The organism is Bradyrhizobium sp. CCBAU 45394 (genome assembly GCF_028128655.1).
Classification (GTDB): domain Bacteria; phylum Pseudomonadota; class Alphaproteobacteria; order Rhizobiales; family Xanthobacteraceae; genus Bradyrhizobium; species Bradyrhizobium diazoefficiens.
In genome coordinates, this window is record NZ_LBIX01000177.1 from 534842 (window position 1) to 558075 (window position 23234).

The window sequence follows — 23234 nt, forward strand, 5'->3', positions numbered from 1 at the left end:
TCGTTGTCGGCCGCGGCCGGCATTGCGATCTTCCGACGCAGGCAGCTTCCGGCACGCTAAGACGCGCGGTTGAGAAAGATCGGCAGCCCCTGCTTGTTGGCGTAGATGGGGCGGTAGCGCTCCGTGTTGTAGCTGCTCGCAACGTCCAATTTGCGCGGACCGAGCTTGGCGTCAGGGATGGGCACGAGGTCGTAGCGGCCCTCGACCAGCGCCGACATGAGGCCGGTCTTGCTTTCCAGCATGGCATCGTAGGCCATGTTACCGAAAGTCAGGGCCACAAGCTTGTCGATGAAGTCCGGATCGCCCGATCGCAGATCGTAGGTGAGATCGGAGGTGATCGTCTCCTCGCCGGTGCGCTGCTTGATCTCGTCGGCAAGCGATTCCGCCACGTTGGCCTTCTTGCGGTGACCGTAGGCGTCAGGCTCGCCGTATTCCCGCAGCTTGTAGCCTTCCCACTGAGCTCCCTCGCTGAGCACGATCAGCGCGTAGTTGCTTGGATTGGCGCGCTTGTCCTCGATGAGCAACTGGATCAGCTTGTCGAGGTCGACCTTATGCTCCGGTATGAGGCATCGTATCGAGGTCGCATACGCGGTGTAGAGTGCCGTAAATCCGGCATCGCGGCCAAAGACGCGGAAAATGCCAATTCGCTCATGCGAGCCGACGGTGGTGCGCTGCCGCTGGATGGCATCGCTGGCGCGGGTGATCGCGGTCGAGAAGCCGATGCAGTACTCGGTGTTGCGGACGTCATTATCCATCGTCTTCGGGATGGCGATGATCTTGACGCCGAGTTCGTTGAGCTTGGCCGCATAACTGAGCGTGTCGTCGCCACCGATGGCGATCAGGTGTTCGATGCCAAGTCCCGAAAGGTTAGCGAGCACCCGGCTGGTGAGGTCCCATGTCTTTGTCGCGATGCCGCCGTTGGTGCTCAGCGAGACCGGAACCTCATTGCCGACGAGATGACCGGGCAGCTTTTGTATTTTGGAGGGATTGACGCGGCTCGAGTGCAGCACGGTGCCGCCGCGCCGGTCGATGGTTCGCGTGTTTTCACGGTTCAGCGGGATGACGTAGTGGGACCTGCTGTTTGGGTCGTCGAGGTTCAGGTGCGTGAGGGCCTCCCAACCACGGCGCAGACCGACAACCTCGATGTCGTCCTCACTGCCGCGATAAGTCACGCTCTTGATGACTGCATTGAGGCCGGCGACGTCGCCACCGCCCGTGAGAATGCCGATGCGTTTTCTTGCCATATCCACCTCCCGGATCGGCATGTCGTCATAGCGCCTGCATCTGTCGATTGAACGGTGAACGTCGCTCCAGCTTGTGATTGGAGGCGGTCGCTACTCGGCCGCTTCCGGCTTGCGGTCGTCGCGCAGTCGAAAACGCTTCAGCAGCCCGGACACGGTGTCGCGGAAGCCGCCATATTCCAGTTCGGAATAGGGTAGCATGGCGGCGCCGGACCAGCCCTGGCTGCGCATCTCGATGGCCTTGCGCTGGGCGCGCCGGCGGACCTCATCCCATGCCGGGTTGTCGAAGAAATCGGTGTAGGACTCGGCAAAGCGGCCTTCGCTGTCGATCGAAAAGCCGACGCAAGAAACGATCGGCAGGCAGTACATGCCGGTAACCGGCGTGTTGAGTGGCACCGGCATGAGCGGCATCACATGCGAGCCGCGTGCATCGCCGCCCACGAAGTGCGCTTTGGCGAACGGCGAGATTATTTCCTCCGGAGCTGGGAAAATCCCCTGGTTCCTGACGATCGCGACTGGATCATCCTTGCCGGTGTACTTGCCTGCGATCGCGTGGAGGCGCTGTGCCGAAACGGCCACGACGACCTCGCCATGGGTTCGAGAAATGATGCGATCGATGCCGAAGCGCTCGTTGTCGCGAAGCAGGGCGGCAATGTGGTAGCTGTCGTCGGGTGCGTCGAGCTCGAGGAGGCTGTCGCCGGCTGTGTTGTCCATGTCGATGACATGGAAACGGAATCCCTTGATCATCGGAGGCAGCATCAGCCCCGCGCAGTACATGGGGTCGGCAAAGGCGAGATAGAGCGGCAGGTTGTAGGCGCCGGGGCCGCATTTGTCGGCCGCGAACACCATGAAGGACTCCGCGGGTCGCGCGCCGGAGAGGCTGTGGTCGAAGCTGAGCTCGGCGACGCCTGGGCCGGCGCCGCGAATGTTCCCGGAAGGCGCGTCGGCGAGAAGATCCTGGCCAGCGCCATAGAGCCCGGAGGTTTTCGCGACCGAGGTGGCCGCGAGGAACGTCTTCCAGGCGAGTTGATGGACCTCGGGGCTTCCTTCGCCCCGTGTGTGCGTCATGATGATCGCAATGTCGTCGCCGGTGTGGCAGATGAAACCGTCGATCAGCAGACCATTGCAGATCGCCTTGGCAACCTCGCCCTCGACAGTCGCCATCATGCGTGAAGACGGTTTCGTATGCCCGCCAACGGAGCCAACGTCAGCTTTGATGACTGAAAGAGTGAGTCTCATGAGCGTTTCTCCGATCAGCGCAGCTCAGCGCCTCCGGCTGCGCCGGGCACGGCGCTGCTCATTCGCGGACAAAAACGTCCGTCGCTCCGATAGGTTCCACGCACCCGTTCATCCGGTTGCTGGGATCATGCCGAGTTTTGCCTTAGGACCATGCGTCACTACTTGCTGCGCTGCACGAGTCCGGTTCTGGACCCGAAGCCAACGTTTCGGGCGTTTGCCACCTCGCCCAGCGCGTCAATGTAACCACGCGCAGACCCATCATCAAAAAGTGGAAGACCCGAGAACCTGAGGGTGAAGCCCAGCTTTTTCGACTATCGCCCTGCAGCGAGCTAGCACCCCCAAAAGCGCTCTTGACCCTTGATCTAGATCAAACAGCGTTTGCGGCATTCTGCCCAATAGGCAGCATCCAGCGTGGTTTTCGATGTCTCCCGCAGAAGTCCGCCAGTCGGGGAAGATCGGAAGTGAGCGGCGCGCGGTCAAAGTGACGCGATTGACCCAAAGCCGTCCCAATCCTGGCGGTGCAATTTCCGCCGAAGTGGCACAGTCAGGCTCGCAAGCGTCGATAGGCGACTGCCAGACGTGGCATCTTGCGCCACGGTCCAACTGCAAGGAGCAAGCCATGATGAATCTAAAGGTTCTTGCCGCAGTCGTGATTGCGGCATCCGCCCTGTCCAGCTCTGCTGCACTGGCGCAGGCGGCCCTTTCCAATCCTGACGAATGCCAAGCTGAATTCGCGAGTTGCACGGGTCTTGGAACTGGGGGTACCCCCACCGGCGTCCATCGGCAATCAACTCGGCGCTCGGCGTATCGCCAGCCGGCGGCGGCGGCCGCTACCGTCGGCAGCTGGGGCAATTCCTACGCCATGTCCGGCGAGATGGGCTGGCACGGCAACTGGAATACGTATGCTGCCCGCAACGGCATCGTCTGCAAGCCCGGCACCTATTTCAAGGGTGCTGACGGTCTCCGGCATCTCTGCCAATAGGTCATCCGCTCTGATCAGGCGGCCCCAACGGGCCGCCTGTTTCATGCCGGAGAGTAGCTCTCGTTCTGAGTGGGCCAGCATGGAGGCAGGCAGGCGCTTGTCTGCCAGCTGATGACCGCTTCTGGCCCAGGCTGTGTGATAACCCTTTTGTCGACTGGCAGGTCGAGGGGCCCGGGATCGGTTTCGCGGCTAGAGTTGGCTCCGATACAAACTCCCCTACGCCTGCATCGCTTCCAGCAGCGTTCGGCAACCCAAGATCGCTATTACGCGTTTCATATTGTAGGCGAGCACATTGAGCGCCATCTCGGTCGCAACCTTGTGCCGTCTTCGCATCAGGAAGTGCGTCGCACCCATCCCGTCGTGCCGCGCGCCACGCATTGGCGCAGTCCTGAGCATCGAGAGTTCTACTTGACGGGCCTGCGCTTAGCCGCCGACGATGCGAAGTGACCGGCCCGCGCGCCAGATTTTTGAGCAGATCCCCGACTCGTCAGGGAAGGACTCGGAGCGGACAAATGGCTGGTTACGGTCCGCTCACTTATTTCTCAACGTGACGCCAGACACCGTCCCAGTCCGCGGCCGGAGGCGCGTGACCCAAATGCGCGATTCGTTCCAGAAAGACGCGCGTCGGACCGTCGTCGGGGATCTTGCACAGGCAGCTTTCGAACGCCGTCTGCGCAGTAGACCAGTTCCGGCTGCGATATGCGGCAAGTCCTTGCGCGAACAACACCCGCAATTCGTCCCGCGTGGATTCGAGCTCGCCGGCGCGACCCATCAACTCATAAATTCGCACCGGCTCGGTTTTTCCGGCGACCGTGATGGTGTCGATTTCGCGCGCTTCAATCGCGCCTTGTGCGAGCCGGAAAATCTCCTCGCTGATGATGATGAGGGTTCCGTAGATCTTGTTCATGCCCTCGAGGCGCGAGGCAAGGTTTACGCTGTCGCCGATAACGGTGTAAGAACGAGCGGAATCCGAGCCAATGGTGCCAATCACGGCTTCGCCGGTGGCAATACCCATCCGGATCACCAGCTCCGGTGCGTTGCGCCGCATTCCAGTGATCTCCGGTACTTGCTCTCGCAGAGCGGCAATCGCGTCCTGCTGTTCCAGCGCCGCTCGGCAAGCATCGCTTGCATGTTCGTCTCCGTTTGAAAACGGCGGCACCCAGAACGCCATGACGGCGTCCCCGATGTATTTGTCGATGATCCCACGATGGCCGTGAATGACATTGGCCACCGCGCCGAAATAGTTGTTCAAGAGGTGAACGACGGCGCTGGCGGTTAGCTGCTCGCTGATGCCCGTAAACTGCTTGATGTCGGAAAAGAAGATGGTGAGGCTGCGCCGTTCGGCCTGATCCGCGCCACTGGCGATCAGCCGGCTGACGAGCCTGGGATCGACGAATTTTCCGAAGGTGTCCTTGACGCGGTCTCGCGCGCGCAACTCGTCGACCATCCGGTTGAACGAAAGTGCCAGCTCGCCGACCTCGTCGCGGGTGGCTATCAAAACCGGCTCGGCGTTCGTGCCCAGTTCAAGCGCCTTCGTGGTTGCGACAAGCTGACGCAGACCGGAGACCACGCGTGTCGATCCGATGGCGCTAACGCCCAGACCGATGCCGCATGCCGCAACGAAAAGGGCAAGGCTCAAATAGGTGTTCAACCGCTGCCTCGCGAGAACCCTGCGGGTCGACCGGTCGGTCAGATCGGCAAGCTCACGTCGAATCTGCGAGAGATCGGGGCCGAACGCCAGGGCGAATTTGGCAAAGCCGCGCGAAATGGTCCGGGCCTCGTCGCGACGTCCCTCCGAGATAGCCGCAAGCGTGGCGTCCCCCACGGCGAGGAAGTCTTCCAGACTACGGCCCATGTACTTGAGGACGCCGGCCATGCGAGCCAGGTCGACGCGATCCTCAGTGTCGTAGCCGGGGTCGCCGGTTGCTTTGTGGAGCAAGGCTTCACCTGTCTTGACGGTATCGCGCAGCTCGTCGGCCGTTGCCCGCACTGCGGCCATCGCCGTCCGCTCCGTTCCAGCATCGGCTCGATCGGATATCAGGACACGCAAGACTTCGAGCTCGTATCTATCGGTAAGGACATCGAATTCAGAAACCATGCGCGATAACGGCAGCTCATATTCGGTGATGTTCCCGAGCTGATCGCTGTCGAGCTTTTGCGCGAAGCCGAGAACGCCGACGACTGCGCCGAAAATTGCCAGCAGAATGCCTGCAAGCAGAAAGATTTTCTTACGAATCGTCATGGTTAGCCATCGCCGCCACGGGTGAGCAAAAAGCGAAGACCGGGCGGACATGCAGTCCGCAACTCATCTAATCCTAAAGCAACGCCCTCTGACTACTCAAGGCCCCCCCTTGAGCTTGCAATATGCTAATTTGAGCCGGCATGATCCCCGGTTTTTCAGCCCGGACGTTGCACCGTGACCGATGGTCGTCACCCGGTATGGACCGAGCAAAGCCGCTTCCGCGGTGCCCCCGACGATGTGGTTATCATCCCACTTGTTGTTATCACGCTCGCCACAAACAAGATCCTGCGTTTCGTTCTTTCGATCTTGATGCGGATGCTCGACTACGCCTTCCCTTTAGCAATGCAGATTGTCTGGCTTCCGCTCTTCGCGGCCAAGGTTCTTGGCGATGTCATCGTTACCGTCATAAACGGCGCGTTGCGCTTCCTTCCCCTATCCGAGGCGAAACGTCGACAGTGGAGTAGATCGATTCGCCGGAACTGGTTGTGGTTCCGGCGGAAGATTAGCTATCGGGCGTTCGAACAAGCTGTACATGATGCGTTTGAAGGCGGCATGGCATGGGTGTTCAGAGAATGCCGGCATCTCACGCCGAACACCGCATTGCTCGTGATCCTGTGCGCGGTACTTTGGCTGCCGATCTCTTTCGGGGCTGCAACGGCGATGCACGCGGTATTGTTTGCTAAGGTCACCTCCTGGCCAGCTTGGATGCAACTTTTGCATCCGCTCGCAACCGTCATAGCTAAGAGCAAGCTTTTGGTGCTACCGGTCTACCCGGCAGCTTGGCCGCAGGCCAAGAAACATCCATTCGTTCAGCTCGTATTCAAGGGCTACGAAACCATCAAGTGCGTGTATGTGATCAGAAAGGTCGGCTTTCGCTATCGGCAGGCAGAGATCGCCGGAATCGCGGCGGTTGAGAGGCTCGAGCGCACCGCCGGCCTCACATCGGCGGTGAGGTGGCTGCGCGAGGCGCATGTCGCCGAACATTTCGGCGTCGAAAAGCCCACTCAGGAATTGCGTTCGTTCTTCGCGCGATGGTCAATTAAGTTTTCAGCTGAATACTACGAAGCGAAGGAACGGCAAGCGGGTGTCCCATCATCAAACAGCAGCAAGCCGCGAACGCTGAGGTGATCATCCGTCTTAAAACCGCCAACGGCCTCACCTTGCCGCCGTCGCTGCCTGGCTGCGCAACGAGGCGCAATTTGCTGCGATGCATGAGACCGGAAGTGGCCCATCGCGTCGTCTGGCCGCGGTGCGGAATTTGATCGCTACCAGGGTACAACGGACATTGGGCAAGCCTGCACCAATCAAGCTTGATTTCTGAGGACGCGCCCTGGCAATCGCCCACAACTTTCAGCGCACAGGTGGCGTAATGGCTCGTTGTTAGCTGCGGCCGGCATTGCGATTGTCCGACGCAGGCAGCTTCAGGAGAAATCCTGCGTCAGGGTCGTGGCGAACTGCTCCAGCGCCCAGTCGACCTCGTCGCTGGTGATCACCAGCGGCGGGGCGATGCGGATCGTGTGCCCATGGGTGTCCTTGGCGAGGATGCCCTTGCCCTGGAGCGCCTCGCAGTAGCGGCGCGCGCGGCCGGCTTCGGGATGCAGCTCGACCGCCAGCATCAGGCCGCGCCCGCGTACCTCGCGGACCGTGTTGGCGCGGATGTCCTTCAAACCTTCCAGAAGGCGCGCGCCCTGCCTGGCCGCGTTCTCGATCATGCCTTCCTCGACCAGCACGCGCATTGCCGCGCGCGCCACCGCGCAGGCCAGCGGGTTGCCGCCGAAGGTTGAGCCGTGCTGCCCGGGTCGCAATGTCCCGAGCACTTCGTTGTTCGAGAGCACGGCCGACACGGGATAGAAGCCGCCGGACAAGGCCTTGCCGAGCAGGGTCACGTCCGCCTCGATTCCCTCGTGCTGTTCGGCGAGCAGCTTGCCGGTGCGGCCGAGTCCGGTCTGGATCTCGTCGAGCACCAGCATGACGTTGTTGGCCGTGCAGAGCTCCCGCACCTTGGTGAAATAGCCCGCCGGTGGAATGATGACACCGGCTTCGCCCTGGATCGGCTCGACCAGAAAGGCGACCGTGTTGGGCGTGATCGCTTGTTCGAGTGCCGCGGCGTCGCCGAACGGGATGATCCTGAAGCCCGGCGCGAACGGTCCAAAGTGTCCGCGGGTCTCAGGGTCCGTTGAGAAGCCGACGATGCCCAGCGTGCGTCCGTGGAAGTTGTCGGCGCAGACGATGATCTCGGCTTGGCCGTCCGGCACGCCTTTCACCTCGTAGCCCCATTTGCGCACCGACTTGATCGCGCTTTCGACCGCCTCGGCGCCGCTGTTCATCGGCAGCACCTTGTGCGAGCCGGTCAGCGCAGCGATCTCCTCGTAGAACGGGGCGAGCTGGTCGTTGTGGAAGGCGCGCGAGGTCAGCGTCAGCCTGTGTGCCTGTTCCACCATCGCCGCCAGGATCTTGGGGTGGCAGTGGCCCTGGCTGACCGCGGAATAGGCCGAGAGGCAATCGAGATAGCGGTTGCCGTCGGTATCCCAGACCCAGACACCTTCGCCGCGCGACAGGACGACCCCGATCGGTTCGTAATTATGGGCGCCAAGGCGCGTTTCCGTTGCGAGGTAATCAATGACGGACGAGCTCATCTTTCGTCACTCCATTGCTGCGTGCCGGCGTCAACCGACTGCACCGCGCTCAAATCGGTCCGAGCCCGGCGCGATGCGCGAACCGCTGGTTTGCCTCCCTTTGTCAAATGGTTATGCGGATCCACCGAGGCAATCTTCCGTTAGCCTCCGCTACTGTGCATGGGGTTGTTTTCAACATTTTTGTTTCGAGGCCTCAGCCGATCGCGCAGGGCACGCTCAAAAAGCCGCGGAACCGCACCCGTCCGCCGCGCACCGGCCGGCCGTTCACGGCGTAGTTCGGGAAGCGCGCCAGGAAGCGCGAGATCGCGATGGCGCCTTCGAGCCGCGCCAGCGCCATGCCGGCGCATTGATGCGCGCCGGTGGCGAAGGCGAGGTGCCGGTTCGGCGTCCGCGCGATGTCGAAGCTTTCAGGGTCGGGAAACTGCGCGGGGTCGCGGTTGGCCGCCCCGATGCACAGCGTCACCGACGTGCCGGCATCGAGCATGACGCCGCCGAGCTCGACCCGCTCCGTGGTCATGCGGTTGCCGAGCTGGTTGGAGCTCTCGTAGCGCAGCATCTCCTCCACCGCCGTCTTGATCATGTCGGGGTTGTCGATCAGCCGCTGCTTCTGATCGGGATGACGGTCGAGCGCGACGAGGCCGTTGCCGATCAGGTTGGTGGTGGTCTCGTGCCCGGCATTGAGCAGGAAGATGCAATTATGCAGCAGCTCCTTCTCGGTCAGCCGCTCGCCGTTCTCCCCGCCGTTACCTTCTCCCTGGATCAGGCGCGTCAGCACGTCGCGTTCGGGATTGCCGGGCTTGCCGCGCCGGCGCGCGACCAGCGTTTCGAGATAGGCGAGAAAGTCCCGCACCGCCTTGTTGCCGCGCGCGGCCGCTTCAGGCGACACCACGGGTTCGAGGGCACCGAGGATCGCCAGCGACCAGTCGCGCAGCGGCGCGCGCTCGTCATGTGGAACGTCGAGCAGATTGCCGATCACCTCGATCGGGATCGAGGCGGCGAAGTCCTCGATCAGCTCGCAGCTTCCTTTGGCCGCGATGGCGTCGAGCAGGCTGTCGACCAGCTTGATGAGATCGGCCTCCATCCCTGCAATCGCCCGCGGCGACAGTGCCCCCATGATCACGCGGCGTACGCGGGTGTGTGCCGGCGGATCGTTGAAGACCAGGCTCGTGGTGTGGTGCTCGTAGAGCGGGGTGTTGCCGTATTTCGGCGCGAACTCGCGCTTCTTGTCGGAGCTGAACGACTTGGTGTTCTTGTAGGTGGTGACGAGGTCGTCATAGCGGGTCAGGAACACGGTGCCGTTCGGCAGGCGCTTGACCGGCTCGTTCTCCCGCAGTGCACGATAGGTCGGGTAGGGGTTGTCGTAGAACTCCGGCGTCAGCTTCTCGAGGTCGAAGCTTGCCGCCAGCTCCTTCGCATCTGCGTTCATCCCGTTATACTCGCCGGTTAGGGCCGATATGCCGTTTTTGTTGTTCTGGTCGACGCGAGCATGCGTCTACAGTCTTCGCACCTTGCTAGCCGACCGGACAGGAAAATGCACGCACGCACGGATGCTGCCGACACGGCTCCTTCATGGCCGGACGATATTTTCGCGACCTTGCAACGCTTCGACGTCCGGCAGGTGCCTTACGTGCCCGATGCCGGCCATTCGAAGCTGATCCAGCGCGTGCTGGGGTCCTCCACGATGCGCGGCATTCCCTTGACGACGGAGGAGGAGGGCGTGGCGCTTCTCGCGGGCGCCTGGACGGGCGGCCAGCGCGGCGTCCTGCTGATGCAGTCGAGCGGGGTCGGCAATTGCATCAACATGCTGTCGCTGATCCCGATCCTGCGCTTTCCGTTCCTCACGCTGGTGACCATGCGTGGCGAGTGGGGCGAGTTCAATCCGTGGCAGGTGCCGATGGGATCGACCACGCAGGGCGTGTTCGAGCTCTCCGGCGTCAAGGTGCTGCGCGCCTCCAGTGCGGCCGAGGTGCCGGCGGTGATGGAGGCAGCCGCAGCGCAGGCCTATAACGCGCTCACGCCCACCGCCGTCCTGTTGTCGCAGCGCCTGATCGGCGCCAAGGTCTTCACCAAATGAGCAAGGCCAATCTCCTCGACCGCCGCCAGGTGGTCTCGACGCTGCTTGCGGACCGCAAGGACGTGGTTGCGATCGGCGGCCTCGGGGCCTCCACCAACGACATCTGCGCGGCCGGCGACCACGCCCGCAACTTCTATCTCTGGGGCGGCATGGGCGGCGCCGCGATGATCGGGCTTGGGCTGGCTTTGGCGCAGCCAAAACTGCCGGTGCTGGTCATCACCGGCGACGGCGAGATGCTGATGGGCATGGGCAGCCTTGCCACCATCGGGCTCCAGAAGCCGTCCAACCTCTCGATCGTCGTGCTCGACAACGAGGCTTATGGCGAGACCGGCGGCCAGACCAGCCACACCTCGGCGGCCGCCGACCTCGTCGGCGTCGCCCGGGCCTGCGGCATCGGGGACGCGCGCGCGATCTCGACCATGGCCGAGGTCGAGGCCTTTGCCAAAGCCGTCCACGACGTCTCGGCGGGCCCGCGATTTGCCAATGTGAAGATCGACAGCGCCAGCCTTGAGCGGATCTTGCCGAGCCGGGACGGGACCTACATCGTCAACCGGATCCGCGGCGATCTCGGCTTCCAGCCGATCTAGGTCCATTCCCCGCGGCGAACCTCGTCTGCACGTGCGCCGTGCAGGCGGGGCAATTTCCACTGAAATTACAACGCTTCAAGGTTGCGATGCAGCATAATGCTTGACTTTTGCGTGGGTGAGTGCTTACTCACTATCCTATGAGCTCACTGCGAATGACGAGCGACCTGAGGCGTCAATTGATCCTCGGCGCCGCAAAGCGCTGCTTTGCCCGACACGGCTATACCGGCACCACGACCAAGAGCGTGGCGGCCGCCGCTGCCATTTCCGAAGCCCTGCTGTTCAAGCATTTCCCCTCCAAGGCGGCGCTCTACGCTGAAATCCTCAGCGATGAATGCGAAGCCGATCCCGCGCTGACGGATCTTCTGGAGCGGGAGCCATCCACCGCCACCATGGTCGAGCTGATCCGCGGCATGGTCCAGCACTTCCTCCGCATCGCCGATGGTCCGGACCTGGAAGAGGCCCAGCGCCTGCGACTGATGGCCACGAGTCATTTGGATGATGGCGAATTCGCGCGTTTGCTATATGCCAAGATCGAGAAGCTGATCGGGGCGGTCTTCGTCGCCTCGCTCGAGCGTGCGGTTGCCGCCGGGGACGCGCGGCCCTGCACTGGCGATCCGCTCAACCTGTTCTGGTTCGCGCATCATTCGTTGATGACGGCGGCACTGACCAGGCTGCCGGCCACGCCCTGTCTCGCTTACGGCAAGGCGAACGATCTGGAGCGCCAGCTCTGTGAGTTTCTCCTGAGAGGTATCGGACTTAACGACGCCGCAATTGCTTCGCATTTGGGCCGCGATCAGGCCGCGGATGCGGGCAAGACGGCGATTGCAGAAAGCGCATGACATGAACATCGTAACCGAACACAAGATTTCGGGCGAACCGATCGACAAGGCTCCCAAGCGTCCGGTCCGGCCGGTGCTCTGGTTCGTCATTATCGGCACGCTGCTCGGCGCGCTCGTTGGCGGCCTCGTCTGGTTCAATTACTTCCGCGGCCAGATGATCAAGCAGTTCTTCGCCAACAACAAGCCGCCGCCGACCATGGTCAGTGCGGCCGAGGCGAAGTCCGAGGTGGTGCCTAACCTGCTGACTGCGGTCGGCGGGCTTGCCGCCGTGCATCAGGTCGACGTCAGCGCCGACGTCAACGGCCGCGTCACCGAGATCAAGTTCGAGCCGGGTTCGCATGTCGAAGCCGGCATGCCGCTGGTGCAGCTGTTCGACGCGCCTGATCAGGGCGACCTCGCCAACTACAAGGCGCAGGCGACCGTCGCGCAGCTCTCGCTCGATCGTGCCAAGCAGCTCGCCTCGCGCCAGTTCGGCCCGCAGGCGACCGTCGATACCGCGCAGGCCGCCTACGACCAGGCGATGGCCGGCATCGCCAAGACCGAGGCATTGATCTCGCAGAAGCTGGTGCGCGCGCCATTCTCGGGCGATCTCGGCATGCGCAAGGTCGAGGTCGGCCAGTATCTGACGGCCGGCACGGCGATCGTGTCGCTGACCGATCTGTCGGAGCTGTGGGCCAACTTCACGGTGACGGAAAAGGACTCGGGCAACCTCAAGGTCGGCCAGCCGGTCCGGCTGAAGGTTGACGCCTATCCGGGCCGCACCTTCGACGCCAAGATCACCACGATCGAGCCGCAGATCGCGACCGACACCCGCAACATCCGCGTGCAGGCGACCGTCGCCAATCCGGACAAGATCCTGAAGCCCGGCATGTTCGTGACCACCACGGTGGTGCTGCCGGACAAGCCGGCGGTGATCACCGTGCCGGAAACGGCGGTCGATTACACGCTGTACGGCGACTCGGTGTTCGTGATCACCGAGAAGAAGGAAGAGGATGGCAAGACCAGCCTCTCCGCGGTGCGCACTTTCGTGCAGACCGGTAGCCGGGTCGAAGGCCGCGTCGAAATCATCAAGGGTGTGAAGCCGGGCGACAAGGTCGTCGCCGTTGGCCAGCTCAAGCTGCAATCGGGCGCGCCGGTGTCGATTTCGACCGATCCGGCCCCGCAGATCCCGGCGCAGCCGCCGCGCTACTGACCCCTTGCCACCCTTAAGTGATCCGGCTCGGCCGGATCACTTTTCTAAAGAAAAAGAAATCGAGATCGCCGCGATGGCCTTTACCGATATTTTCATCAAGCGTCCGGTTCTGTCGGTCGTCGTCAGTCTGCTGATCCTGCTGATCGGCCTGCGCGCGGCGATGGTGCTGCCGATCCGGCAATATCCGAAGCTGTCGAACACGGTCATCAACATCACGACCGTCTATCCCGGCGCGTCCGCGGACCTGATCCAGGGCTTCATCACCACGCCGATCGAGCAGGCGGTCGCCTCGGCCGAAGGCGTTGACTACATCACCTCGTCCTCCGTGCTCGGCACCTCGACGATCCAGGTCTACATCAAGCTGAACTTCGATCCGAACCAGGCGCTCACCGAGGTGCTGGCCAAGACGAACTCTGTCAAATACCTGATCCCGAAGGAGTCGAACGACCCGATCGTCACCAAGACCACGGGCCAGACCACGGCCGTGATGTATCTCGGCTTCTCCTCCGAGGAGCTGTCGGGCTCGGCGATCTCCGACTATCTGACGCGCGTGGTGCAGCCGGTGTTGTCGACCGTCGACGGCGTGGCCTCGGCCGACATTCTCGGCGGCCAGACCTTTGCGATGCGGCTGTGGCTCGATCCCGTGAAGATGGCCGGCCGCAACGTGTCGCCCGCGGATGTTGCCGCCGCGATCGCCGCCAACAACTTCCAGTCCGCGGCGGGTCAGACCAAGGGCTATCTGATCGTCTCGAACATTTCCACGAACACCGGCCTGACCGACGTCAATCAGTTCAGGAAGATGATCGTCAAGGCCAAGGACGGCGGCTTCGTGCGGATGGAGGACATCGCCACCGTCGAGCTTGCAGCCCAGAGCACGGACGCGAGCGTCGCCTTCAACGGCGAGCATGCGATCTTCATCGGTGTGCAGGCGACGCCGCAAGGCAATCCGCTGACGCTGGTCAAGGGCGTGCGCGCGCTGTTCCCCGAACTGGAACGCAATCTGCCACCGTCGATGAAGATGAAGGTCGCCTACGACTCGACCAAGTTCATCCAGTCCTCGATCGACGAGGTGGAGAAGACGCTGGGCGAAGCCGTGATCATCGTGATCGTGGTGATCTTCCTGTTCCTGGCCTCGCTCCGCTCGGTCATCATTCCCGTCGTCACCATTCCGCTGTCGATGATCGGCGTCTGCACGCTGATGCTGGCTTTCGGCTTCAGCTTCAACCTCTTGACGCTGCTCGCGATGGTGCTTGCGATCGGCCTCGTGGTCGACGACGCCATCGTGGTGGTGGAGAACATCCATCGCCATCTGGAGGAAGGGAAGACGCCGGTCCAGGCATCGCTGCAAGGCGCGCGTGAAATCGTCGGTCCCGTTGTCTCGATGACGATCACGCTCGCGGCCGTGTACGCGCCGATCGGCTTCCTCGGCGGTCTCACCGGTTCGCTGTTCCGCGAATTCGCCTTCACGCTCGCAGGCTCGGTGATCGTGTCAGGCGTGATCGCGCTGACGCTGTCGCCGATGATGTGCTCGGTGTTGCTCAAGAACACCGAAGAGGGCCGCTTCGCCAAGGCCGTCAACAAGGTGTTCGGCGCCCTGACGCGCTGGTATGGCCGCAGGCTCGATCGCTCGCTCGACTACAAGGCCATCACCGGCCTGTTCGCGGTGACGATCCTCGGGCTGGTCGGCTTCCTCTACATGCACACGTCGAAGGAACTGGCACCGGAGGAAGACCAGGGCATCGTGTTCGCGGTGACCAAGGCGCCGAAATACGCCAATATCGACTATGTCGATTTCTACGGCGAAAAGCTCGACGAGAAATTCCAGAAGTTCCCGGAGACCGATCTGCGCTTCGTGCTGAACGGCATCAACGGTCCGCAGGGCGGCATCGCCGGCATGCTGCTGAAGCCGTGGGAGGAGCGCAAGCGTTCGTCGATCCAGTTGAAGTCCTTGGTGCAGGCCGAGCTCTCCAAGATCGAGGGCGTGCAGGCTTTCGCCTTCAACCTGCCGCCGCTGCCCGGCGGACCCGGCGGCCTGCCGGTGCAGATGGTGATCAACTCCACCGCCGGATTCCAGACGGTCTATGAGCAGATGGAGAAGCTGAAGGACGCCGCGCGCAAGAGCGGCATGTTCATCGTCTCCGACAGCGACCTCGCCTATAACCAGCCGAACGTGCAGGTCACGATCGACCGTACCAAGGCCCAGGACCTTGGCATCAACATGCAGAACCTCGGCAGTACGCTCGCGGTGCTGCTTGGCGGCAATTACGTCAACCGCTTCAATCTCGAGGGGCGCTCCTACCAGGTGATTCCGCAGGTGCCCCGGGGCAATCGGCTGTCGCCGGAATCGCTCGGCGGCTACTATGTGACGACCAATACCGGCCAGCAGCTTCCGCTGTCGACCGTGGTCTCGATCAGGACCAAGACCGACCCGAACTCGCTGACCCACTACAACCAGCTCAATTCGGCGACGTTCTCGGCCGTGCCGATGCCTGGCGTGACTGTTGGTGCTGCGGTCGACTTCCTCGAAGGCGAGGCCAAGAAGCTGCCCCAGGGTTTCAGCCACGACTATCTCGCGGACTCCAGGCAGTATGTGCAGGAAGGCAACCAGCTCGCGATCACCTTCGGCTTCGCGCTGATCATCATCTTCCTGGTGCTGGCGGCCCAGTTCGAGAGCTTGCGTGACCCGCTGGTGATCATGATCTCGGTGCCGATGGCGATCGTCGGCGCGTTGATCCCGCTGTTCTTCGGCATGGCGACCATGAACATCTACACCCAGGTCGGTCTGCTCACCCTGGTCGGCCTGATCACCAAGCACGGCATCCTGATGGTGGAGTTCGCCAACGAGCTCCAGGTCAACGAGCGGCTCGATCGCCGCTCTGCCATCGAGATGTCGGCCCGCATCCGCCTGCGGCCGATCCTGATGACCACGGCCGCGATGGTGACGGGCCTGATCCCGCTCCTGACCGCGACCGGCGCGGGCGCCGCCAGCCGCTTCTCGATCGGTCTGGTCGTCGTTGCCGGCATGTCGATCGGCACGCTGTTCACGCTGTTCGTGTTGCCCGCCGTCTACGTGGTGCTGGCGACCGACCATCGCGCGGCGGCCGATTCCGAGCGGAACAAGCAGGTCAACGAGCTCGACCTCGGTGCCAAGGCGCTGCGGCCGACCTGAGGCCGGAAGCAACGAAGCAAAGGGCGGCAGCGGCCAATCCGCTGCCGCCCTTTTTTGTTGTGCCCGGCGACGCTGATGCGGCGGCCACCGCGGCCGTCGGGCGGGCCCTTTGCCGCGCTCGCGAGAGACAACGTCTCGTCTTCTTGCTAGATTCCGCCAGATGAGCCTCTCCCTGCATCCCGACGCCCCGCAAGCCAGGACGTTGCCGAGCGCGGCCCCGGATGGGGCCGTGGCCGGCGAGGCGGTGGGGCGGGGGATCAGGACCCGGCTGTTCACCAAATACGTCGCGCTGTTCGTGGCCGTCGTCGCCGTTGCGCTGCTCGCCAACGGGCTGTTCGAAGTCTTCTTCTATTATCGTGAGCACAAGGCCTCGCTGATCCGGGTCCAGCATGAGCAGGCCGAGGCGGCGGCCGCCAAGATCGGCCAGTTCGTCAAGGAGATCGAGAGCCAGCTCGGCTGGACCACGCAGCTGCCGTGGTCGGCGGGCTCGATCGAGCAGCGCCGGTTCGACGCGCTGCGGCTGCTGCGTCAGGTGCCAGGGATCACCGAGCTCGCCCAGGTGGATTCGAGCGGCAAGGAGCGGTTGCGGGTCTCGCGGTTGGCGATGGACGCGATCGACAGTGGGATCGACCTGTCGGGGGATCCAAAGTTCACCGAGGCGGTCGCGCACAAGGTCTATTACGGGCCGGTCTATTTCCGCAGGGACTCCGAGCCCTACATGACGCTGGCGCTGGCCGGCGCGCGCAAGGAAGCCGGCGTCAGCATCGCCGAGGTCAATCTGAAGCTGATCTGGGACGTCGTCTCCCAGATCAAGGTCGGCGAGCACGGGAACGCCTACGTGGTCGGGCCGGAGGGGCGCCTGATCGCGCATCCCGATATCAGCCTGGTCCTGCGCAACACCGACATGTCCGGGCTCGCGCAGGTGCGCGCCGCGCAATCCGGAGGCGGCACCATGTCCGATCCGCTTCCTGAAGCGCGCAACATCCAGGGGCGGAAGGTGCTGACCGCATCGGCCCCGATCGAGCCGCTGCACTGGACCATGTTCGTGGAGCTGCCGGTCGAGGAGGCCTATGCCGCGCTCTATGCCTCGTTGCAGCGGCTTGCGATCGTGCTGCTCGCGGCGTCGATCTTCGCGGTGCTTGCGGGGATATTCCTCGCGCGCCGCATGGTGGGACCGATCCAGGCGCTGCGCAGCGGCGCCGAGCGGATCGGGGGTGGCGACTTCTCCCAGCGCATCGCGATCCGGACCGGCGACGAACTCGAAGGGCTCGCCGACCAGTTCAACGAGATGGGCGCGCGCTTGCAGGAATCCTATGCCGACCTTGAAAACAAGGTCGAGCAGCGGACCGCGGAATTGAGCGAGTCGTTGCAGCAGCAGACGGCGACCGCCGATGTGCTGAAAGTCATCAGCCGTTCGGCGTTCGACCTGCAAACCGTGTTGAACACCCTTGTGGGCTCGGCGGCGCGCTTGTGTGACGCGGACGAAGGCACGATCTTTCGGCCTAGCGACGGCGTCTTCTATTTGGCGGCAAGCTGCGGGCTTGACGCGGAGCAGGAAAACAAGCTTCGGACATTCGCTTCCGTACCCGAGCGGGGAAGTGTGGTCGGACGTACGCTGCTCGACGCCAAAACGGTTCATGTCCCGGATGTGCAGGCCGACCCGGAATATGCGCCTTCGTCCGCTCGAAGGCGTTCAAACGTGCGTACGATGCTCGGTGTGCCTCTGCTGCGAGAGGGGACGCCAATCGGCGTGTTTGTCTTGACGCGGCATATGGTGCGGCCGTTCAGCGACAAGCAAATCGAACTCGCCACCACATTTGCAGATCAGGCCCTCATCGCGATCGAGAATGTCCGATTGTTCGAGGAGGTCCAGGAACGCACCAGAGAGCTGTCGCGATCGCTCGATGATCTGCGCGCCGCGCAGGACCGACTGATCCAGACCGAGAAGCTCGCCTCCCTCGGCCAGCTCACCGCCGGCATCGCCCACGAGATCAAGAACCCGCTCAACTTCGTCAACAATTTCTCGTCGGTTTCGACCGAGCTGATCGACGAGCTCAACGAGGTGCTCGAAGCGGCAAAGCTCGACGGCAAGACCAAGGCGGAAGTTGACGAGCTGACCGCCATGCTCAGGGGCAATCTCGAGAAGGTGGTGCAGCACGGCAAGCGCGCCGATTCCATCGTCAGGAACATGCTGGTGCACTCGCGCCAGGGTTCCGGCGAACATCGCCCCGTCGATATCAATGCGGTCATGGAGGAGAGCCTCAATCTCGCCTATCACGGCGCGCGCGCCGAAAGGCCCGCCTTCAACGTCACGCTCCAGCGCGCGTTCGACCCCGCCGCCGGCCTGGTCGACATCTATCCGCAGGAGATCACGCGCGTCTTCCTCAACCTGATCTCGAACGGCTTCTATGCCGCGGCCAAGCGCAAGGAGAGCGTAGCGGACAGTTTTGAGCCGATCCTGAGCGCCGCAACCAGGAGCCTCGGCGACACGGTCGAGATCCGGATCCGCGACAACGGCACCGGGATTCCGCCCGAGGTGAAAGAGAAATTATTCAATCCGTTCTTCACGACCAAGCCGGCCGGTGAGGGCACCGGGCTCGGCCTGTCCATGAGCCATGACATCGTCGTGAAGCAGCACGGCGGCACGATCGACGTGAAGACCGAGCCCGGTATATTCACCGAATTCATCATCACGCTGCCGCGCACGATGGCAGCGGGCGACACTGCCGGAGGCAAGACTTGAACGTTTATATCCTGGTCGTCGATGACGAGCCCGACGTCGAGCCGCTGTTCAGGCAGCACTTCCGGCGCGACCTGCGCGCCGGCCGCTTCCAGATGGAATTTGCTCCCTCTGCGGCCGATGCGCTGAGGCGTGCCGCCGAAGTTCGCGATCCTTCGCTGATCCTGATTCTGTCGGACGTCAACATGCCCGGCATGAGCGGGCTCGACATGCTGCCGAAGGTGCGCGCCGACTATCCGCACGTTCCCGTCATCATGATCACCGCCTATGGCGACGCCGAGACGCGCAGAAAGGCGATCGAGCGAGGCGCCCACGCGCTCCTGACCAAGCCGATCGACTTTGCGCTGCTGCGCCAGGAGATCGACACGAGGCTCGAGCAAGCCGCATGACTGCCACCATCCTCTTCGTCGACGACGAGCCGGATCTCGAGGCGCTGATCCTGCAAAAGTTTCGCAGGCAGATTCGCGATGGGCTGCTCACCCTCATGTTCGCCCGCGACGGCCTCGAGGCGCTGCAGGCACTTGAGCAGAATCCGCATGTCGACATGGTGGTCTCCGATATCAACATGCCGCGGATGGACGGGCTGTCGCTGCTGGCGAAGCTCCAGGAGGCCGAGGACAAGAAGTCGACCATCATCGTCTCCGCCTATGGCGACATGAGCAACATCCGCATCGCCATGAACCGCGGCGCGTTCGACTTCCTGACCAAGCCGATCGACTTCGCCGATCTGGAGGCCACGATCCAGAAGACCATCGGTCACGTGGAGATGCTGCGCGAGGTGCGGCGGCGCCAGATGGAAGCCGAGCGCGCCCATGCCTCACTGTCGCGCTTCTTCTCGCCGGAGATCGCAAGGCGCCTGGCAGCGGATGTCGAAGGCAGCATGGAGGTGCAGTGGCGCGATGTCGCCACCCTCTTCACCGACATCACCGGCTTCACGTCGCTGGTCGAGAGCGCGGCCCCGCAGACGCTCGGCGAGCTCCTCAACGAGTATGTCGGCGGCATGACCGAGATCGTCTTCGCGCATGAGGGGACGGTCGCCAAAATCATCGGCGATGCGATTCAGGTGCTGTTCAACGCGCCTGGCGACCAGCTGGACTATGCGACGCGCGCGGTCGCCTGTGCGCATGATCTCGATGCCTGGGCGGAGGATTTCTCCGCGCGCTGGAAGGCGAGAGGCGTCAATTTCGGGGCGACCCGCATCGGCGCCCATGCGGGCCCGGCGCTGGTCGGCAATTTCGGCGGCAATCGTTTCTTCGACTACACCGCCTATGGCGACTCCATCAATATCGCGGCGCGTCTGGAGGCTGCGAACAAGCATCTGGGAACACGCATCTGCGTCAGTGCCAGCATCGCCGAGGGGGCCGCAAATTTCCATGGCCGTCCCGTCGGTGACCTGATGCTGCGCGGACGCAGCGAACCCCTGCGTGCGTTCGAACCGCTGGCAACGGCGAAATTCGAGTCGGCGGCGACAACGCGGTACTCCGAAGCCTTCGCCAAGATGGAGGCCGGCGACGCAGCCGCCATGCCGGCTTTTGCCGCGCTGGTCGGGATGCACGCCGACGATGCGCTGGCCGGTTTTCACCTGAGGCGCCTGCTCAACGGCGCCAAGGGCATTCGCATGCAACTGGAATAGGAGTTCGTCATGACGCGTGAGTTCTCTGCGGGCAATTATCGTTTCATTCCATCCGTGTTCCAGTATTCGGCCGGCGCGGCCGCGGATGACGGCTATGAGATCGAGCGCGTCCGGCTCGATCGCCTGGTGCCGCTTGCCGAGGGCTTTGCGCTCGCGGCGAAATTCATCCAGGAAGCCGGACGTCCGCTGACGGCGTTCTGCGCCTGCGAGTTGCGCTCACCGGCCGCCTTCAGCGAGGAGGGCTTTCGTGCGTTCAACCTGCACTATGTGAAGACGCTGTCCGAATGGGGCATCTTCGACGGCACCACCAATCCGGTGGCGCGCAGCAATGTCTGTCCCGAGATCGATCCGCCGACCGAGCCATCGTTCTACGCGTTCTCCTTCACGCGCCCGACGCGGTCGAAGGCGCCGAGCTTCGTGATCGCCGGCGGTGCCGAAGCACGCGAGGGCAGCGGAAGCTACGTCGAGCGCACGGTGCGCTACCGCGACCTCAGCCCGGAGGGGCTGCGCGAGAAGGTACGGTTCACCACCACCTCGCAGATGGAAAACCGGATGGCGGCCTTCGGCTTCGGCTGGAAGGACACCACCGGCGTGCAAGCCTATTCCGTGCATGACTTCCACCACGCGCTGGTCGACGAGCTGGTCCGCCGCGGCGCGCTGCGCTCCGGCCTGACCTGGCATTATGCCCGGCCGCCGGTGGTCGATCTCGAATACGAGATGGATTGCCGCCGCGTGATGCGCGAGGCGGTGATCTAGCGCTGGCGGTTGATCTTTACCTCTCCCCGTCGGGGAGAGGAGCTAGCTTTATCGCTGCCTTGGATCGAGCGCGTCGCGCAGGCCGTCGCCCAGCAGGTTCAGCGACAGCACCACGAGGAAGATCGCAAGCCCCGGCCAGATCGCCATCCAAGGCGCCTGGGTCAGGAAGCGCTGCGCCGCATTGAGCATGCTGCCCCAGGACGGTGCCGGCGGCTGCTGACCAAGGCCAAGGAACGAGAGCGCTGCCTCGGCGATGATGGCGGCGGCGATCGACAGCGTCGCCTGCACCAGCAGCGCCGGCAGGATGTTGGGCAGGATGTGCGAGAACGCGATCCGCCAGCCGGGGTTGCCGAGGGCGCGCGCGGCCTCGACATAATCCTCGGCCTTGACGCTCAGCACCTGGCCGCGGGTCAGGCGGATGAAGATCGGGGTCGCCGAGATGCCGATGGCGATCATCGCATTGCCGAGGCTCGGACCGAGAAACGCGGCCAGCGCGATCGCCAGGATCAGGAACGGGCAGGCCAGCATCGCGTCCGTGATCCGGCTGATCAGCGCATCGACAAATCCGCCGCGATAGCCGGCAAGCAGGCCGAGCGGCACGCCGACGCCGAGCGCGATCGCGACCGAGATCAGGCCCGCGAGCAGGGAGGCGCGCGCGCCGTAGACGACGCGGCTGAGGATGTCGCGGCCGAGCTCGTCGGTGCCGAACCAGTGCGCCGCGGTCGGCGGCTTGCGTACCAGGCTCCAGCTCGTCGCGATGGGATCGTAGGGGACGATGAGAGGAGCAAGCGCCGCAAGCAGGATGAACGCCGTGATCACGACGAGTCCGAATACGGCGGCCTTGCGCTTGAACAACCGCCGCCGTGCGCGGCGCGCCGGGCTGTCTAGTTCGGACGCGTGCGCGGTGGAGGGAGCGGCGGGCAATGCGGCATCGGTCATGGCGCTAGCCCCGCAGCCGCGGATTGACGAGAATATAGGCGACGTCGGCAACGAGGTTGAGCGTGATGTAGACCGTGGCCGTCACCAGCACCACGCCCTGCACGACCGCGTAGTCGCGGTTGAAGACGGCGTCCACGATCAGCTTGCCGAAGCCGGGAATGGAGAAGATCTGCTCCGTCAGCACGGCGCCCGACAACAGCGTGCCAAGCTCGAGCGCGCCGAGCGTGATGATCGGCGTCAGCGCATTGCGCATCGCATGCTTGAGGATGACGGAGCGCTCCGACAATCCCTTCGCACGCGCCGTGCGGACATAGTCGCTTTCCAGCACCTGGAGCATGGCACTGCGGGTGTGCCGCATCAGGATCGCGGAAATCGCGTTGCCGAGCACGAAGGCGGGCATGATGGTGGCGGCCAGGCTCGCGCGCCAGTCCTCGGTCAGCGGCACGTAGCCCGAGGCCGGCAGCCAGCCGAGCTTGATCGAGAACAGGAAGATCAGCAGGATCCCGAGCCAGAAATTCGGCGTCGAGATGCCCCACAGCGCAAACAAATTCGCGCCATAGTCCCAGGCCGTGCCCTTCTTCACTGCGGAGACGATGCCGGCGGGAATGCCGATCAAGAACGCGATCAGGATCGCCATCGAGCCGAGCTGGAGCGTCACCGGCAGCTTCTGCGCGATCAGCTCGCGCACCGGCATCTTGTTGCGCAAGGACTCGCCGAAATTGCCGGTGAGGACTCCCTTGAGCCAGTAGACATATTGCACGGGGATCGGCCGATCGAGCTTGTACTGCTGCCGGATCTGCTCGATCGCGGCGGGATCGCGTTCCTCGCCGGCCATCACCAGCGCCGGATCGCCGGGCAGCAATTGCTGGAGCGAAAAGATCAGCACCGACACGAAGAACAGTGTCGGCACGATCTGCGCGATGCGGTGGGCGAGGAAGTTCAGCATGGCCCCACGCGTTTCCCGG

Annotated in this window: 18 protein-coding genes; 11 read left to right on the top strand and 7 right to left on the bottom strand. The window is 63.4% G+C overall.

Annotated features, from left to right (window positions below; translation table 11 throughout):
• Positions 1 to 56: 56 nt before the first annotated feature.
• Both WN73_RS43290 and WN73_RS43295 read right to left on the bottom strand, forming a co-directional pair.
• Positions 57 to 1244, bottom strand: coding sequence for a 6-phosphofructokinase (locus WN73_RS43290; protein ID WP_028174826.1), 1188 nt, complete (start codon positions 1242 to 1244; stop codon positions 57 to 59).
• A 90-nt stretch (positions 1245 to 1334) separates the two neighbouring features.
• Positions 1335 to 2480 (bottom strand): fructose-1,6-bisphosphatase, encoded by a 1146-nt coding sequence (locus WN73_RS43295; RefSeq protein ID WP_271558364.1) that lies wholly within the window; start codon positions 2478 to 2480, stop codon positions 1335 to 1337.
• A 619-nt stretch (positions 2481 to 3099) separates the two neighbouring features.
• Between WN73_RS43295 and WN73_RS43300 the strand changes: the two genes are divergently transcribed.
• Positions 3100 to 3462 carry a hypothetical protein gene (locus tag WN73_RS43300; RefSeq protein ID WP_038965801.1) on the top strand — a complete coding sequence of 121 codons (363 nt, stop codon included), beginning with the start codon at positions 3100 to 3102 and terminating at the stop codon, positions 3460 to 3462.
• A 535-nt stretch (positions 3463 to 3997) separates the two neighbouring features.
• On the opposite strand, the gene WN73_RS43305 is transcribed toward WN73_RS43300, so the two are convergent.
• Positions 3998 to 5704 carry an adenylate/guanylate cyclase domain-containing protein gene (locus WN73_RS43305; protein WP_271558366.1) on the bottom strand — a complete coding sequence of 569 codons (1707 nt, stop codon included), beginning with the start codon at positions 5702 to 5704 and terminating at the stop codon, positions 3998 to 4000.
• Positions 5705 to 5878: 174 nt separating this feature from the next.
• On the opposite strand from WN73_RS43305, the gene WN73_RS43310 reads away from it, so the two are divergent.
• Complete coding sequence (locus tag WN73_RS43310; protein ID WP_271558368.1) at positions 5879 to 6832, top strand: hypothetical protein; 954 nt, start codon at positions 5879 to 5881, stop codon at positions 6830 to 6832.
• A 293-nt stretch (positions 6833 to 7125) separates the two neighbouring features.
• Here WN73_RS43310 and rocD read toward each other — a convergent pair whose 3' ends face one another.
• Together rocD and WN73_RS43320 are read right to left on the bottom strand one after the other, a co-directional pair.
• Positions 7126 to 8340 (bottom strand): ornithine--oxo-acid transaminase, encoded by a 1215-nt coding sequence (gene rocD, locus WN73_RS43315; RefSeq protein ID WP_271558370.1) that lies wholly within the window; start codon positions 8338 to 8340, stop codon positions 7126 to 7128.
• A gap of 193 nt (positions 8341 to 8533) precedes the next feature.
• Complete coding sequence (locus WN73_RS43320) at positions 8534 to 9766, bottom strand: cytochrome P450 (RefSeq protein ID WP_028172440.1); 1233 nt, start codon at positions 9764 to 9766, stop codon at positions 8534 to 8536.
• Between the two features lie 105 nt (positions 9767 to 9871).
• On the opposite strand from WN73_RS43320, the gene WN73_RS43325 reads away from it, so the two are divergent.
• From WN73_RS43325 to cnbZ, 9 genes are all read left to right on the top strand, one after another.
• On the top strand, positions 9872 to 10414 hold the full coding sequence (locus WN73_RS43325) for a phosphonopyruvate decarboxylase (RefSeq protein WP_028172439.1): 543 nt from the start codon (positions 9872 to 9874) through the stop codon (positions 10412 to 10414).
• Positions 10411 to 11001 carry a thiamine pyrophosphate-dependent enzyme gene (locus WN73_RS43330; RefSeq protein WP_011085642.1) on the top strand — a complete coding sequence of 197 codons (591 nt, stop codon included), beginning with the start codon at positions 10411 to 10413 and terminating at the stop codon, positions 10999 to 11001. The genes WN73_RS43325 and WN73_RS43330 overlap by 4 nt, the downstream gene beginning before the upstream one ends.
• A 137-nt stretch (positions 11002 to 11138) precedes the next feature.
• Positions 11139 to 11840 carry a TetR/AcrR family transcriptional regulator gene (locus WN73_RS43335; RefSeq protein ID WP_162185826.1) on the top strand — a complete coding sequence of 234 codons (702 nt, stop codon included), beginning with the start codon at positions 11139 to 11141 and terminating at the stop codon, positions 11838 to 11840.
• 1 nt (position 11841) lies between these two features.
• A complete protein-coding gene (locus WN73_RS43340) occupies positions 11842 to 13032 on the top strand; it encodes an efflux RND transporter periplasmic adaptor subunit (protein ID WP_028172437.1) in 1191 nt (396 codons plus the stop codon).
• A gap of 73 nt (positions 13033 to 13105) precedes the next feature.
• Positions 13106 to 16201: a MexW/MexI family multidrug efflux RND transporter permease subunit gene (locus tag WN73_RS43345; protein WP_011085645.1), complete on the top strand. Its 3096-nt coding sequence runs from the start codon at positions 13106 to 13108 to the stop codon at positions 16199 to 16201.
• A gap of 160 nt (positions 16202 to 16361) precedes the next feature.
• The gene (locus tag WN73_RS43350; RefSeq protein WP_011085646.1) at positions 16362 to 18944 is read left to right on the top strand and encodes a sensor histidine kinase; all 2583 of its coding nucleotides are present in this window, start codon (positions 16362 to 16364) and stop codon (positions 18942 to 18944) included.
• Positions 18941 to 19330: a response regulator gene (locus WN73_RS43355; RefSeq protein WP_011085647.1), complete on the top strand. Its 390-nt coding sequence runs from the start codon at positions 18941 to 18943 to the stop codon at positions 19328 to 19330. Before WN73_RS43350 ends, WN73_RS43355 begins: the two co-directional genes overlap by 4 nt.
• The gene (locus WN73_RS43360; RefSeq protein WP_011085648.1) at positions 19327 to 20574 is read left to right on the top strand and encodes an adenylate/guanylate cyclase domain-containing protein; all 1248 of its coding nucleotides are present in this window, start codon (positions 19327 to 19329) and stop codon (positions 20572 to 20574) included. The genes WN73_RS43355 and WN73_RS43360 overlap by 4 nt, the downstream gene beginning before the upstream one ends.
• 9 nt (positions 20575 to 20583) lie before the next feature.
• Positions 20584 to 21330: a 2-amino-5-chloromuconate deaminase CnbZ gene (gene cnbZ / locus WN73_RS43365; RefSeq protein ID WP_028172435.1), complete on the top strand. Its 747-nt coding sequence runs from the start codon at positions 20584 to 20586 to the stop codon at positions 21328 to 21330.
• Between the two features lie 48 nt (positions 21331 to 21378).
• Here cnbZ and WN73_RS43370 read toward each other — a convergent pair whose 3' ends face one another.
• Together WN73_RS43370 and WN73_RS43375 are read right to left on the bottom strand one after the other, a co-directional pair.
• Positions 21379 to 22269 (bottom strand): ABC transporter permease, encoded by an 891-nt coding sequence (locus WN73_RS43370; RefSeq protein ID WP_161535885.1) that lies wholly within the window; start codon positions 22267 to 22269, stop codon positions 21379 to 21381.
• 4 nt (positions 22270 to 22273) lie between these two features.
• Positions 22274 to 23215 (bottom strand): ABC transporter permease, encoded by a 942-nt coding sequence (locus WN73_RS43375; RefSeq protein WP_011085651.1) that lies wholly within the window; start codon positions 23213 to 23215, stop codon positions 22274 to 22276.
• Positions 23216 to 23234 lie beyond the last annotated feature (19 nt).

What these genes read in the sequence shown, in the direction of transcription:
- WN73_RS43290 (WP_028174826.1), bottom strand. Translation starts at nt 1,244, where the DNA reads ATGGCAAGAAAACGCATCGGCATTCTCACGGGCGGTGGCGACGTCGCC.
- WN73_RS43295 (WP_271558364.1), bottom strand. Translation starts at nt 2,480, where the DNA reads ATGAGACTCACTCTTTCAGTCATCAAAGCTGACGTTGGCTCCGTTGGC.
- WN73_RS43300 (WP_038965801.1), top strand. Translation starts at nt 3,100, where the DNA reads ATGATGAATCTAAAGGTTCTTGCCGCAGTCGTGATTGCGGCATCCGCC.
- WN73_RS43305 (WP_271558366.1), bottom strand. Translation starts at nt 5,704, where the DNA reads ATGACGATTCGTAAGAAAATCTTTCTGCTTGCAGGCATTCTGCTGGCA.
- rocD (WP_271558370.1), bottom strand. Translation starts at nt 8,340, where the DNA reads ATGAGCTCGTCCGTCATTGATTACCTCGCAACGGAAACGCGCCTTGGC.
- WN73_RS43320 (WP_028172440.1), bottom strand. Translation starts at nt 9,766, where the DNA reads ATGAACGCAGATGCGAAGGAGCTGGCGGCAAGCTTCGACCTCGAGAAG.
- WN73_RS43325 (WP_028172439.1), top strand. Translation starts at nt 9,872, where the DNA reads ATGCACGCACGCACGGATGCTGCCGACACGGCTCCTTCATGGCCGGAC.
- WN73_RS43330 (WP_011085642.1), top strand. Translation starts at nt 10,411, where the DNA reads ATGAGCAAGGCCAATCTCCTCGACCGCCGCCAGGTGGTCTCGACGCTG.
- WN73_RS43335 (WP_162185826.1), top strand. Translation starts at nt 11,139, where the DNA reads ATGAGCTCACTGCGAATGACGAGCGACCTGAGGCGTCAATTGATCCTC.
- WN73_RS43340 (WP_028172437.1), top strand. Translation starts at nt 11,842, where the DNA reads ATGAACATCGTAACCGAACACAAGATTTCGGGCGAACCGATCGACAAG.
- WN73_RS43345 (WP_011085645.1), top strand. Translation starts at nt 13,106, where the DNA reads ATGGCCTTTACCGATATTTTCATCAAGCGTCCGGTTCTGTCGGTCGTC.
- WN73_RS43350 (WP_011085646.1), top strand. Translation starts at nt 16,362, where the DNA reads ATGAGCCTCTCCCTGCATCCCGACGCCCCGCAAGCCAGGACGTTGCCG.
- WN73_RS43360 (WP_011085648.1), top strand. Translation starts at nt 19,327, where the DNA reads ATGACTGCCACCATCCTCTTCGTCGACGACGAGCCGGATCTCGAGGCG.
- cnbZ (WP_028172435.1), top strand. Translation starts at nt 20,584, where the DNA reads ATGACGCGTGAGTTCTCTGCGGGCAATTATCGTTTCATTCCATCCGTG.
- WN73_RS43370 (WP_161535885.1), bottom strand. Translation starts at nt 22,269, where the DNA reads ATGACCGATGCCGCATTGCCCGCCGCTCCCTCCACCGCGCACGCGTCC.
- WN73_RS43375 (WP_011085651.1), bottom strand. Translation starts at nt 23,215, where the DNA reads ATGCTGAACTTCCTCGCCCACCGCATCGCGCAGATCGTGCCGACACTG.